This is a genomic window from Psychrobacter sp. H8-1 (assembly GCF_904846575.1).
In the GTDB taxonomy this organism is placed as follows: Bacteria; Pseudomonadota; Gammaproteobacteria; order Pseudomonadales; family Moraxellaceae; genus Psychrobacter; species Psychrobacter fulvigenes.
In genome coordinates this window covers 1,741,104-1,753,652 of the sequence record NZ_CAJHBG010000001.1, presented here as the reverse complement: position 1 = coordinate 1,753,652, position 12,549 = coordinate 1,741,104, and the positions used below count along the sequence as shown (strand labels likewise).

The 12,549-nt window shown below is 44.3% G+C and carries 10 protein-coding genes; 5 read left to right on the top strand and 5 right to left on the bottom strand.

The genetic code is table 11. From position 1 onward, the window contains the following. Positions 1-37 precede the first annotated feature (37 nt). Both lptB and radA read left to right on the top strand, forming a co-directional pair. The gene (gene lptB, locus JMY01_RS07105; protein WP_201577340.1) at positions 38-748 is read left to right on the top strand and encodes an LPS export ABC transporter ATP-binding protein; all 711 of its coding nucleotides are present in this window, start codon (positions 38-40) and stop codon (positions 746-748) included. A 268-nt stretch (positions 749-1,016) separates the two neighbouring features. Beyond that, on the top strand, positions 1,017-2,453 hold the full coding sequence (radA, locus tag JMY01_RS07100; protein ID WP_201574911.1) for a DNA repair protein RadA: 1,437 nt from the start codon (positions 1,017-1,019) through the stop codon (positions 2,451-2,453). A gap of 108 nt (positions 2,454-2,561) precedes the next feature. Here the strand turns inward: radA and JMY01_RS07095 are convergent, their stop codons facing one another. Both JMY01_RS07095 and rodA read right to left on the bottom strand, forming a co-directional pair. Next, entirely contained in the window at positions 2,562-3,176 is a 615-nt protein-coding gene (locus JMY01_RS07095) for a septal ring lytic transglycosylase RlpA family protein (protein WP_201574910.1), read from the bottom strand. A gap of 747 nt (positions 3,177-3,923) precedes the next feature. Beyond that, positions 3,924-5,066 (bottom strand): rod shape-determining protein RodA, encoded by a 1,143-nt coding sequence (gene rodA / locus JMY01_RS07090; RefSeq protein WP_201574909.1) that lies wholly within the window; start codon positions 5,064-5,066, stop codon positions 3,924-3,926. Between the two features lie 318 nt (positions 5,067-5,384). Between rodA and JMY01_RS07085 the strand changes: the two genes are divergently transcribed. Both JMY01_RS07085 and JMY01_RS07080 read left to right on the top strand, forming a co-directional pair. Further along, positions 5,385-6,284, top strand: a complete 900-nt coding sequence (locus JMY01_RS07085; RefSeq protein ID WP_201574908.1) for a D-Ala-D-Ala carboxypeptidase family metallohydrolase — start codon at positions 5,385-5,387, stop codon at positions 6,282-6,284. Between the two features lie 230 nt (positions 6,285-6,514). Continuing rightward, positions 6,515-7,072, top strand: a complete 558-nt coding sequence (locus tag JMY01_RS07080) for a hypothetical protein (RefSeq protein ID WP_201574907.1) — start codon at positions 6,515-6,517, stop codon at positions 7,070-7,072. On the opposite strand, the gene JMY01_RS07075 is transcribed toward JMY01_RS07080, so the two are convergent. The 3 genes from JMY01_RS07075 to JMY01_RS07065 form a co-directional block, all read right to left on the bottom strand. Beyond that, positions 7,069-8,634: a pitrilysin family protein gene (locus JMY01_RS07075; RefSeq protein ID WP_201574906.1), complete on the bottom strand. Its 1,566-nt coding sequence runs from the start codon at positions 8,632-8,634 to the stop codon at positions 7,069-7,071. The two genes, JMY01_RS07080 and JMY01_RS07075, sit on opposite strands and share 4 nt — an antisense overlap. Positions 8,635-8,686: 52 nt before the next feature. After that, on the bottom strand, positions 8,687-10,195 hold the full coding sequence (locus JMY01_RS07070; RefSeq protein WP_201574905.1) for a pitrilysin family protein: 1,509 nt from the start codon (positions 10,193-10,195) through the stop codon (positions 8,687-8,689). 470 nt (positions 10,196-10,665) lie between these two features. Then, positions 10,666-10,875 carry a hypothetical protein gene (locus JMY01_RS07065; RefSeq protein WP_201574904.1) on the bottom strand — a complete coding sequence of 70 codons (210 nt, stop codon included), beginning with the start codon at positions 10,873-10,875 and terminating at the stop codon, positions 10,666-10,668. 654 nt (positions 10,876-11,529) lie between these two features. On the opposite strand from JMY01_RS07065, the gene ftsY reads away from it, so the two are divergent. Continuing rightward, complete coding sequence (gene ftsY / locus JMY01_RS07055; RefSeq protein ID WP_227677999.1) at positions 11,530-12,507, top strand: signal recognition particle-docking protein FtsY; 978 nt, start codon at positions 11,530-11,532, stop codon at positions 12,505-12,507. Positions 12,508-12,549 lie beyond the last annotated feature (42 nt).

Here is a 12,549-nt window from a genome sequence, read left to right as displayed (position 1 = left end):
GAGTGAGCCAACCTCGCCAGTCAATGCGCGACTGACGATGCAAAACCTAGGCAAGCGCTATGGCAAGCGCTGGGTAGTCAAAGATGTCTCATTCTCTGTTGAGCAAGGACAAGTGGTTGGGTTATTAGGGCCTAATGGTGCGGGTAAAACGACCAGCTTTTATATGGTAGTCGGTCTGGTCAATATGGACAAAGGCCGTGTGACGTTAGGCAAGATGGATTTATCCAAATATGCCATGCATGAGCGTGCCCGTGCTGGTATTGGCTATTTGCCGCAAGAGGCTTCTATCTTTCGTAAGCTGTCTATTGAAGACAATATCTTGGCTATTTTGCAGACGCGTAAGGAGCTGACGGCCGCCGAGCAGCGCCAAGAGCTAGAAAAGTTAATCGGTGAGTTCAATCTAGGACATGTGCGCAAGTCTTTGGGGATGAGTGTCTCCGGTGGTGAGCGTCGTCGTTGCGAGATTGCGCGCGCGTTAGCTGCTGATCCTAAGTTTATCTTATTGGATGAACCTTTTGCGGGCGTTGACCCTATTTCTGTGGGTGATATTAAAGAGGTCATTTTGACCCTGAAGAATCGCGGTATTGGAGTGCTAATCACTGATCATAATGTCCGTGATACGTTGGCAATTTGTGAAAAGGCTTATATCGTCTCAGAAGGCGCTATTATCGCTGAAGGCACCCCGCAAGACATCTTGAGCAACGATTTGGTTAAGTCTGTCTATCTAGGTAAGGACTTTCAAGTATAAGTAAACTATGGTTATAGCCACTTTTTGATAAAGCCTTGTCTCATCTATAAGTGGCTAACTGTAGCAGTATGAATGGATTCAAATAAAAATATTTAAAACCCTGTTATTTAAAGTCATTTTCTTTGTATCTCTACGCTAGCGTTATTATCCCTCATTCATTTTTATCAAATATCTTACTGGCTCATCATCGTCCATGATGATTCAACCTGCATCAATAAAAACATCTTTTCTCTTCTTTATTTTAGAACTTAAATAAGGCGCACATACGATGGCAAAAAATAAAAGTAGCTATGTCTGTCAGCACTGCGGAGCGCATTTTGGCAAATGGTCAGGACAATGTTCTGATTGTGGCGAATGGAACAGTTTGGTAGAAGCCCCCAATGTTAGTATGCCGCATCATAATAAAAACACTGCCAAGCCTAGTACCAGTCGAGCTGCCTCTCGTAATGCAGGTGCACCTGCTGGCAACTATTCTGGAACGCACAGTGCAGTCATGCCGCTCAATGCTGTCAGTGTTACGCTAGATACGCGTCTGCCAACAGGCATCAGCGAGTTTGATCGAGTGTTGGGCGGTGGATTGGTGGCAGGTTCAGTAGTGTTGATAGGCGGTGATCCCGGTATTGGTAAGTCAACGATTTTGCTTCAAACAGCAACCAATATGGCACGCGCAGACTCTTTAGCCGGTAGTGCGCTCTACGTGACAGGTGAAGAGTCGCTGGCTCAGGTAGCCATGCGAGCCAAACGCTTGGATTTGCCTGCTGATCGATTACGAGTACTGGCTGAGACCAATGTAGAGACTATCTGCGCGGCGCTAACCCAAGAGCAGCCAGCGGTTGCTATTATCGACTCCATTCAGACCATCTATACCGATGCCATTAACTCTGCACCAGGCGGTGTCAGCCAAATCCGTGAGTCGGCTGCTATTTTGACCCGATATGCTAAGCAGACAGGGACGGCGCTATTTTTGGTGGGTCATGTCACCAAAGAAGGAACGCTGGCAGGTCCACGTGTGCTTGAGCACATGGTCGATACGGTCTTGTATTTTGAAGGGCAGTCTGACTCACGCTTTCGCATGATTCGAGCCGTTAAAAACCGCTTTGGTGCGGTGAATGAGCTGGGTATCTTTGGTATGACGGATGTGGGCTTAAAGGAGGTGGCCAATCCATCCGCCATATTTTTGAGCCGTTATGATAAGCCCGTTGCTGGCTCAGTCGTCATGGTCAGCCGTGAAGGTACCAGACCGCTACTGGTCGAAGTGCAGGCACTGGTTGATGACTCGCAAGGACAGCCGCGACGTATGGCACTTGGTCTTGATTATCAGCGTCTATCAATGCTGCTAGCGGTTATGCATCGTCATGGTGGCATTCATACCAGTGGGCAAGATGTTTACGTCAACGTGGTTGGCGGTGTCAAGGTGATAGAAACGGGTTCTGATTTAGCCGTGTTATTGGCGTGCGCATCGAGCATTAAAGAAAGAGCGTTACCATCATCGTTAGCGGTATTCGGTGAGGTAGGTCTATCGGGTGAAATTCGCCCTGTACCAAACGGGCAGGAGCGTCTAAAAGAAGCAATGAAGCATGGGTTTAAGCATGCCATTGTACCCAAGTCTAATGCGCCAACAACTAATTCTGCTCAATTTAAAGGCATTAATATAATCGCTGTTGAGCGCTTGGACGATGCGATAGAAAGGGCGTTTGAGCTATAGCTTTTAAATAGATCACCCATAAAAAAACTGCCAAGCGTAATACGCTTGACAGTTTTTATTTTAACATTACAGTTCTAAAGTACTTTAATATCAATTAAGTGTTTAAGACTAAGGTCCATCAACCCGCTCAATCGAAACGTTGCCAACCCCTTTGTTGGTGATACCCAATTGTTTAGCTGCCCCATAAGATAAATCCATGACGCGGTTGCCATGAAAAGGCCCACGGTCATTGACTTTAACCACGACGCTTTTGCCATTGGTTTTATTGGTTACTTTAACATAGCAGTTAAGGGGTAATGAGCGATGGGCTGCAGTCAAAGCATTCATATCAAATGTTTCACCACTGGCGGTTTTACGACCATGAAACTTACGACCATACCAAGAAGCCAGACCAGTCTGCTTAAATTTGCTCACAGAGTTCGACGCCACAGCAGTTAAACGCTCTAATACGTCTTCGTCATCAGTGACTTGGCTGGTATCATTGGCTAATAAAGAGCTGTTCAATGCTAACGATGTCGGCTGACGGGCGGACTTGACTAGGCTTGAAGCATTATCATGTTGGCGAGTAAGCTCACCGAGCACGCGATCAATATGGGAGGCGTTATCTTGTGACAAAGTCGCAAGGGATGTTTTTGCTTCTACTGCGTTTGCGTTAGATGCCACTGCAGATCCAGCACATAAACACACCGACATTGTAAGTAAACCAGACAGACGCTTATTCATAAATTCCTCTATAACTGATACGTCAGAACCTAACTTTGTCATTACAAGTAAGTCATAAAGCCTTTAAATATGCGAATATAAGATATTCATCATGGCTTTATAAATAGGTTTTGACGTATGGTTAAGCTTCTTATCATCTTTGATGAATTTACAGGTAGTAACTATTACCAACTGATATTCATGAGATGTATTAATAATATAAATATTAATGCCACTAAAAGAATTTGGCACACTGTTAGGAGTTTTCTACATAGGTTTTTTGACTTGCTTAACTAAATAGCTTTGCGTGAATCTTTGTTAGTAAAGCGTTAATTAAGTAGTGCGTATGAAAACCTAGATGCTCACTATACGGATGAGCTCCGACTGAAGTATGATTGATTGCTAACTTTATGAGTAGCTATGTATAAGTTATGTATCAACACGTATTGACAAGAGATTAGCGCACTTTTTTGCAAATAACAAGCATTAAAACTTATAGGTAATTATGGATTACTACTTGCACTGGCAAGGAGTTCTACATGTTTATAAGGTCTTATTTTAATAATATCAACTACTTATATGACCTATAGGTCTAATGTATTTATATATTATACAAGTGACAATTTAATACTAATTGCAAAAATAAAGTTATAGCTTTTGCTTTTTCTATAAAATTTTACTGCATAAAATTAGGAGCGGGTACGGTGCTAGATAGGTGAGTATTTTCCCACTTGTATTTATATATGATTCAACAATATGACCCAATAGCTAATATGATTTGTGAGTATGGATGGACATCAGTAGTCCAAATCCCGCCATTAAGGTCACTATCGCTGTGCCGCCATAACTGATAAACGGAAGCGGAACGCCCACAACGGGCAAAAGTCCTCCGACCATGCCGACATTGACAAATATATAAACAAAAAATGACATGGCGATCGCCCCTGCCAGTAGGCGACTATAGGTGTCAGGGTGAGTAAAAGCAATGTATAGCGCACGTGTCAATAGGCAAGCATAGATAAACATTAGCAGTATCACGCCAAACAGACCAAATTCTTCTGAGAATGCCGCAATGATGAAGTCAGTATGCCCTTCAGGTAAAAAGTGTAGATGTGACTGCGTGCCTTCTAGGTAGCCTTTTCCAGAGAGTCCGCCAGCACCGATTGCTGTCTTGGACTGGATAATATTCCAGCCAGCCCCTTGCGCATCGCCTTCAGGATTGAATAAGGTTAAGACGCGAGTACGTTGGTAATCGTGCAGTAAAAATTGCCATGCAAAAGCGACTAAAGGTATGGTCAGCGCCAACGCGCCTGATATCATTCGCCATGACAAGCCTGCCAAAAATAACACAAAAATGCCACTGGCAGCGACCAGTAAGGAAGTGCCAAGATCGGGCTCTATAGCCACCAATAGCACAGGTATGATGATAATCGCTAATGTCACTATAACGCTTAAGAATGAGGGCGGCAGCTCACGTTTAGACAAAAACCAAGCACACATCATAGGCATGCCAAGCTTCATAAATTCTGACGGTTGCACGCTACCAAATCCAGGAATATCAATCCAACGCTTTGCCCCCATCCGTACTTCACCAATAATCTCAACCAACACCAGCAAAACGATGCCTAATATATAAAATATCGGTGTAAAGCTGCGATAAATATTCGGTGGAATCTGTGCCATGATAAACATCACGGTAAATCCTACGCCATAGCTCACCAGTTGGCGAATGACCATTGCATTATCTTGCGAAGAAGCGCTATAGAGTATAGTCAGCCCAATGCTGCAGATAGTTAGGAGTAGTATCGTTAGCCATGGATCTATATGAATGCGTTGCCACAAAGTCGGCTCATGATGTTGACCGAAATGATGGCTTTGACGTGAAAAACGATATTGTGGATTTAGAGACATATATAAAGGCAGCTATAAGTGGCTATAATTTAAGTAACTATAATTTAAATGCATGCAAACAGTGACTAAAATTAGCGATAAGTTAATCGTAATAGCGTGCAAGGTGACTGTTGTCAGGTTTTTGCAAAAGCTAGCGGTCATGGATGATGGGAGAGTAAGTTTGTATAAAAGCAAACTCGTCAAAGGTAACGTAATTATAAAAATAATGATGATAAATGTTAATTAGATTTCTATTACCTATTATACGATGCAATAGTTTAGCTTGCCTGCATAAAATTTGATAGTATCGATAAAATGTTTTTAGCGATAATTGCCCACATGAAAAATACGAACAGTAGTATTACCTTTATAAAAAAATCCATGATAGCTCTTGCTGTATGTGCCAGTAGTGTGGGTGCTCAAGCGGCCATCTTGCAAGACAATAGTGAGCGCCGCATTCAAATACGTCAAGGTACGGCTGTTACCAGTAATTATTCTAGCAACTCTAATCAGGCGCTATCAAGCGATGATCGTATGCAGGGGCTGATCAAACAAAAACAGCGCGAATATAATTTTGATGCCAACGTATCAATAGAAGAAAACAAACGCGTGTATATCAATAAGCCTAGAGCAAGCACTGGTTATAACAATAGTTATAGCACAAGCGATAATTATTATAGTAATGCCACTGCGATGGATTTTAACACTTGGCTCAATAGCAATCGCTTTCGGGCACAAGAAGTTGCAAACTACCAACGTTACCTAAGCTCGCAAATCGGGGCTCATAATGTCCCACCGCTTGAACAATTGCTTACCACAGCGCGTAGTTGGGATAAGTGCGGTTATGAGCCTTATCAGCTGCCACCGCAAGACTTATGGTCAAATATCGTGCCTACGTTGCGGCTCTATAGCTTATTAAAAAATCAAGGAATCTTGCCAGCAAGCACGGAAATCCGTTCTGTCTATCGTAGTCCGGGACTCAATAGCTGTGCTGGCGGTGCTAATAGCAGTAAGCATATGACTGCGGGCGCAATAGATATTTGGGTTCCTGAGTACCAAGATAACTTTTGGCTACTGAGTAAGATGCAAGACGATCTGTGTCAGTTTTGGCAATATCAAGGGGAGTCTTATAACTTTGGACTGGGTTTGTACTCAACAGGCTCTGTGCATTTAGACACGCAAGGTTATCGTAAGTGGGGCTTTAATCATGCTACGAGTAGCTCGTCTTGTCGGTATTAGTATCACTCTAAGCAGCCTATGGGTACAGGGGATAGTATCAATCAACCAGTGATGAACGAAGGTACTAGTAGCCTTGATCGTTGATGCGTTATAAATTTGAGCTGACGTATAGGTCACTGAAAGTTAGTGAGATTTTGGTTATATATGTTTTAATAGCCATGAATTATTGTTTGTTTTAATGACATTCATTCATCAAGTAGTGACATAAGTGTTTGATATAAGCAGATTTTATGAAAAATACTAGGTTTTCAATGGCTGCTATACGTAAGTTTAAGCCAAGTAAATATATTAATAAAAAAGAGCTAGCATTGATTGTTACAGCTGCATCCGTGCTTTTTGTGAGCAATGCTTGTAGCCCAAGTGATCCTAATACAAGTTTGGTTGATGTAAACCCTACAGCAATCAAGCAACAGCAGCAAAAAGCTGCTGAAATTGAGGACAATATCAAAAACTCCTATGCGCGGCTAGCGGCTCAGCATGCTGATATATGCCCCAAGTTGCTGCAAGGAAGTATAGGTGAAGCTACTATTGAGCGTGCTTCTGAGGTGATGGTGAATGATCACTGCGATTATTTTTTGTATTTACGTCGCGGACAGAAGCTTGCTGTTACTCTTGACAATAGACAGATAGAAGCATTACTAATTGTGCCTACGCTGCATAATTTTGCCAACGGCGACTATGAGGTGGTGTCTTCATATGATAAACATGTCATTCGCTTAGCTTATGATGGTGCCACCTACAAGCCTAAGCACTTAAGCTATGATGTAGCCATAACGGTTACAGACTAATCTGTAACCTTATTCTCAGTTGAGACTTTCAGTTTCGGATCCTCTGCTCCTACCGTCACAATCAAAAAGCGATCAGGATCAAGTGTCTCACGCATGGTCTGATTGACTGCTAGTAGCTGGACGTTGTCAATGCGTCTCATATAGTCGGTCAAATAGTTATCTGGTAGTTTATAAAAATTCATCATCCCCAATAAACCATTAATCCCTGCATTACTCGCAAAACTCATCGGAAAGCTATTCTTCATGTTGTCCGTGGTCAAGCGCATCTCATCAAGAGTAATTCCCTTGTCTAACGTGTCGTGAATGACTGCTAAGCTGGCATCGATAGCATCGCGGGATTTGTCATTACGTGTGGAAAACCCTATCTGATAAGGGCCGCGAGCCAACATTGGACTCATAGAGCCTGAGATGCCATAGGTAAGCCCAAGGTTTTGACGTATTTGTGTCATCAGTCGGGCATTGAAGTTACCGCCTGCCATGACTTCATTACCCACTGCAAAGTTGGTTTGCTGCTGCTGAGCCTTGGTATCAGTGGCGCGCTTGTTGCCCAATTGACCCATTAATACCGTGGTTTGAGTACTGGGAAATGGAATATGAATGTGCTGTGCTTGGGTGAGTGGTTTTGGTTCAGGTAAGGGCTCAGCGGCTTTACCTGTAGGTAAGTCGCCAGTGATGGCGTCAGCGAGTTGTTTGGCTTGGGCTAATGTTAGATTGCCCGTCATGGCAAGTGACGCATTGGCAGCGACGAGGTAGCGGTCTTGAAAGTCCGTCAGATCTTCTTTTTTGATGCTTGGTACGGTCTCAAGTGTGCCCGATGAAGGGTGGGCATAAGGGTGCGACCCATACAGAGCCTCATTGAAAGCGAGGCTGGCAAGGCTGCCTGGGTCTTGTTTTTGCTGCTGTAGACCGACCAGTAATCTTGCTTTATTGCGCTCCAAAATCTGCGGATCAAAAGTTGGCTGGGTGAGGGTTTGGGTCATTAAATCAACTGCGGGTAGCAAATGCTCATCATCAGACAAGCTGCGCAGCGAGACGATAAACATGTCTTTGTAGGCACGACTCCCTAAATCAATACCTAAAGTCTCAACAGCGCGGGTAAAGGCCTCTTCATCTAAGCGGTTGGTGCCTTGAGTGAGCATCGTAGCGGCCATGTTGGCGATACCAAAACCATTGTTACGTATATCCCCGTCACGGGCGCTACCAGCATTGAAGCGCAAGTCGATATCTACGATAGGGAGGGTAGTTGCACGCACAAAAGAGACGGGCACACCAGCAGAGGTCTTGAAATGCTCAATCGTTGGTACAGTGAGCTGTAGCGGTTTGGCGTTATCAAGGCTGGTAAGCTTAGATAATGCTGCAATGGGTGCGCTTGCATCCACAGTCGCGGTAGAGTCGCGATAGCCGTCTTCGGCAGCCAAAGCAGCATGAGCTGAATTTGTATAAGCTGGAGTGGTCAGCGCTGCTAACCCCAAAACCATACCCGCACTGAGAGAGGATATACGCATAGATTTGGTGCGTTTTTGCTGTGCTAGAGTTGCGTGTTGTAGTGTTGTTTTTAGCATGGATATAAAAGCCTTCTTAGTCATATTTTTCTTCTTAGTATTAGGACACGGTCTAGTCAGTCGTTTCTGCTGTGCTTGTCTCAGCTTTATCCGTTTGACTGGCAGGTGGTACGATATGCATCACGGTCAGATTGTCTGGCACTAGGTATTTTTTGCTGGCGGCTTGGATGTCAGCGACACTCACGCTATCTAGCTTGGCGGGCAGGGTTGCAAGTAGTCTGTCATCGAGTCCGATAGTCTGTAGTGAGCCAATCATCTGGGCTTGTCCTTGCATACTGTCTTGCGCGTAAACTAGACCAGTGACAGTATTGGTCTTTGCGCGGCTTATTTCATCGGCATTGATGGGGTCGGTAGCAAGCTTGCCTATCTCAGCCGTGATGGCGTCTTGTGCTTGCGTCAAGCTAATACCTTCACGCGCAGTAGCTTGTATCAGAAACAAGCCGTCGCCGCGATCAAGCAAGTTATAAGAAGTTCCCACAGAGGTCAGTAGGCCTTGTTCACGGATGAGCCGACTCTCTAGTCGAGCAGACAGACCGCCGTCAAGCACATCTTGCGCAAGTGACAGAGCGTATGCTTGCTTTTCATTATTTACAGCAACTGTTGACAGACTAGGTACGTTATAACCCATAAGTAATACGGGTACCTGAACCGCTTGCTCAGAGTCTACTTTTTGATAGCCACGAAAGCCTTGTTGGCTGACGGCAGAACGCTCAGGCAGAGTAGTGCTGGGTTTTAGATCGTCAAAGTAGCGTTTGACTTGCGTCAGCACGTCTTCTGGTTCAACATCACCGACGATCACCAAGGTTGCGTTATTAGGTGCATACCATGTTTTATACCAGTCTTTTAACTCAGCCAGTGTAATAGACTCAAGCTCGCTCATGGGTCCGATTACAGATTCGCCTTTAGGGCTGTCAGGTAGAGCTAGTAAGCGAAATGACTCATAGGCCTTGGCCAGTGGGTTGTCATCGGTACGTTGGCGGCGCTCTTCCATGACGACTTGCCGCTCTTTATCAAACGCGGCGGCATCGAAGCGCAAATTAGTCATACGGTCGGCTTCTAACTCTAGCGCGAGCGGCATACGGTTCGCTGGAAACAGCTCATAGTAACCAGTATAGTCGTAGCTAGTAAAGGCATTATTTACCCCGCCAAACTTGGCAATCAAACGCTCATAGTCATCACTTGATACATCAGCAGTGCCTTTAAACATCATGTGCTCAAGTAGGTGCGAGATGCCGCCTTTATCGTGCGGTTCATCTGCTGAGCCCACACGATACCAAATTTGTGTCATCACGACTGGGGCACGGTGGTCTTCTTTTACGATGATTTTAAGTCCATTGTCTAGCTGATACTCATGCCGACCTGACATATCCATAGCCAGCGCTGAAGACTGCTCAGTTGCATCTGTTGTTGGGGTGCTAGGAGTGACGGTTGTCACACTGGTTACATCGGGTTGTGCGGTTGGTTTAAGATTACTGGTTTGACAGGCAGCAAGGGTGGTAGCAAGCGCTAAGGCACAGGCCATGCGTAGTGAGTTAGCAGGTAGTGATAAAGACAGAGACATGATAGGTTCTACTTATAAAATAACGGCTGAATATGGCTAAATAAAGAAGGGTTATTGTGTACGATATAGGCTTTATAGAGATTTATGTCCACCAACAATAACGCTAGCGGTTGGCTTGAATTCTTGAGTTGTGCTACAACCTACGGCTGCTAATAATAAAATGCTCATAATCATAGCGACCATAATTTTTATGATGGTGTTCGCACGCGAAGTGGTTGACGTCTTATGAGTTGATAGTATTGCTGACATAAATATTCCTGATTTTTAATATAGTGAATCCTAAATAAAAAGAGTACCGCTTTTACGGCGTGCTACTGGTATAAATTTTCTTTGCTTGCTTGCTTGCTTGCTTGCTTTGCGACTGTGTCACTGTTCGATGCTGCACAAAATTCACCCCAGTAGCACTGTATTTGTTTTATAGTGGATCGGTTATAAAAAGTTGTTTTAAAAAGGTAAGACAATAAGACGTATTACAATATTTTTTTCATATCGGAGATTAAGATGGCCGTGGGTTCAAGTGCTTGCATGGTGGCGCAGCCTACGGTTGAAAAAGACAAAGCCAATAAAACAAGCGGTAGGCTTAATTTATGGGTTTTTCTATAAATAGAGTCGCTCTTAAAACCCTGCTTAATATTAGGTTTGATGTCGCTCGATGGGCATGATTGAGTTAGCGGTAACATGTCTGTTCCTGTTTAAATAATCGCTTATAGCTGACTGTAGCGAACTTTAACATCAGCAAAGTCAGAGATTTGTGTCCAAACCTTAAGAGAAGCTTGCTCAGCTGATTTGTCACGCATCAGCGGTTACTGTTATTGACGTCGCTGAGCTTGCCTTGAATTATGCTAAACTAGCACAAAAACCATCTCTTATTCTAATGATGCCGTTGATACTGCTATAAACGGCACAACAAACACATTACTGACAGTGATAACCTTTAGGGCAAGCATATGAATAATCCAAATAATAGCAATCGTGTGGTCATCAACTTGGATGGTGACCTTGATGATTTAGATGACGATGATATTACCTTACCCAGTTTGCCAGCGCAATCCGTCCCCATCATAGATGAGCCTGAGACGAGTGCTGTGCGCACGCAAGAGAGTACAGCAAAGAATATAGGCGCAAATGTAGAAGTATCAACAGCAAACGCTGCAGAAAGTATCGAGCTGGGTACGCCAATTGTATCGACTGACACAAAAGATACGTCTGAAAGCACGGCGGCCAACGAACAACATATCAAAAGTGATACCAATCGGCCTACTATCCCAACGATGCCTTTGCAAGAGCATGCAAGTGAGAGCGCAGCAGCAAAGTCATTAGTAGCCAGTACTGAGATGGCTGAAGCTAAACCAAAGCATGTAGATGAGAAGCAAGGTCGTCAACAGGGCAGCTGGTTTAATCGGATGAAATCAGGACTCAGTAAGTCACGTAAGAATCTAGCAGAAGGCATGGTTAGTATCCTTATCGGTGGCAAAGAGATCGATGATGAGCTGTTAGAGGAAGTTGAAGACCAACTGTTGGTCGCTGATATTGGGGTAAATGCGACCAATCGTATTATTAAAAGTTTGACTGAGCAAACAGCTCGTGGTGATTTGATTTATGCGCATTCACTGTATAAGGCCTTACAAAGCGAGCTGGTTGACATCTTAACGCCAAAAGTAGCGCCGCTGGTGATTGATACCAGTAAAAAACCCTTTGTTATCTTGGTTGTTGGCGTGAATGGTGTAGGTAAAACGACTACCATCGGAAAGCTTGCCAAGCGTTTACAAGGTGAAGGTAAGTCGGTCATGCTAGCGGCTGGTGATACTTTCCGCGCCGCTGCTACCGAGCAGCTACAGATTTGGGGTGAGCGTAACAATATTCCAGTCGTCGCTCAAGGTCATGGCTCTGACAGCGCTTCGGTCATCTTTGATGCGATGCAATCTGCAAAAGCCAAAAACATCGACGTGCTGATTGCGGATACTGCAGGGCGCTTGCAGAATAAGACTTACTTGATGAACGAATTAGAAAAAGTAGTACGAGTGATGCAAAAGTCAGACCCGAGTGCCCCGCATGAGGGCATGATTGTCCTTGATGCTGGTACAGGTCAAAATGCCATCAATCAAGTGGAGCTGTTCAATAAAGTGGTGCCACTAACGGGCATTACCATTACTAAGCTTGACGGTACGGCCAAAGGTGGGGTGGTATTCAATATCGCTGAAACGACCGATGTACCCATCCGTTATATTGGGGTTGGCGAGTCAATTGATGACTTGCGTGCCTTTAGTCCCAAGCAGTTTGTTGCCGCTTTGTTTGAGACGGATGAAAGTTAACCTTTTAGCAAGATGAGCAGTTAACAAGGCAGGGGAGGTATT

Bases quoted from the DNA above. Each gene is read 5' to 3' on its own strand.
- lptB (WP_201577340.1), top strand. From the start codon at position 38: ATGCAAAACCTAGGCAAGCGCTATGGCAAGCGCTGGGTAGTCAAAGAT.
- radA (WP_201574911.1), top strand. From the start codon at position 1,017: ATGGCAAAAAATAAAAGTAGCTATGTCTGTCAGCACTGCGGAGCGCAT.
- JMY01_RS07095 (WP_201574910.1), bottom strand. From the start codon at position 3,176: ATGAATAAGCGTCTGTCTGGTTTACTTACAATGTCGGTGTGTTTATGT.
- rodA (WP_201574909.1), bottom strand. From the start codon at position 5,066: ATGTCTCTAAATCCACAATATCGTTTTTCACGTCAAAGCCATCATTTC.
- JMY01_RS07085 (WP_201574908.1), top strand. From the start codon at position 5,385: ATGAAAAATACGAACAGTAGTATTACCTTTATAAAAAAATCCATGATA.
- JMY01_RS07080 (WP_201574907.1), top strand. From the start codon at position 6,515: ATGAAAAATACTAGGTTTTCAATGGCTGCTATACGTAAGTTTAAGCCA.
- JMY01_RS07075 (WP_201574906.1), bottom strand. From the start codon at position 8,634: ATGCTAAAAACAACACTACAACACGCAACTCTAGCACAGCAAAAACGC.
- JMY01_RS07070 (WP_201574905.1), bottom strand. From the start codon at position 10,195: ATGTCTCTGTCTTTATCACTACCTGCTAACTCACTACGCATGGCCTGT.
- JMY01_RS07065 (WP_201574904.1), bottom strand. From the start codon at position 10,875: ATGTTACCGCTAACTCAATCATGCCCATCGAGCGACATCAAACCTAAT.
- ftsY (WP_227677999.1), top strand. From the start codon at position 11,530: ATGGCTGAAGCTAAACCAAAGCATGTAGATGAGAAGCAAGGTCGTCAA.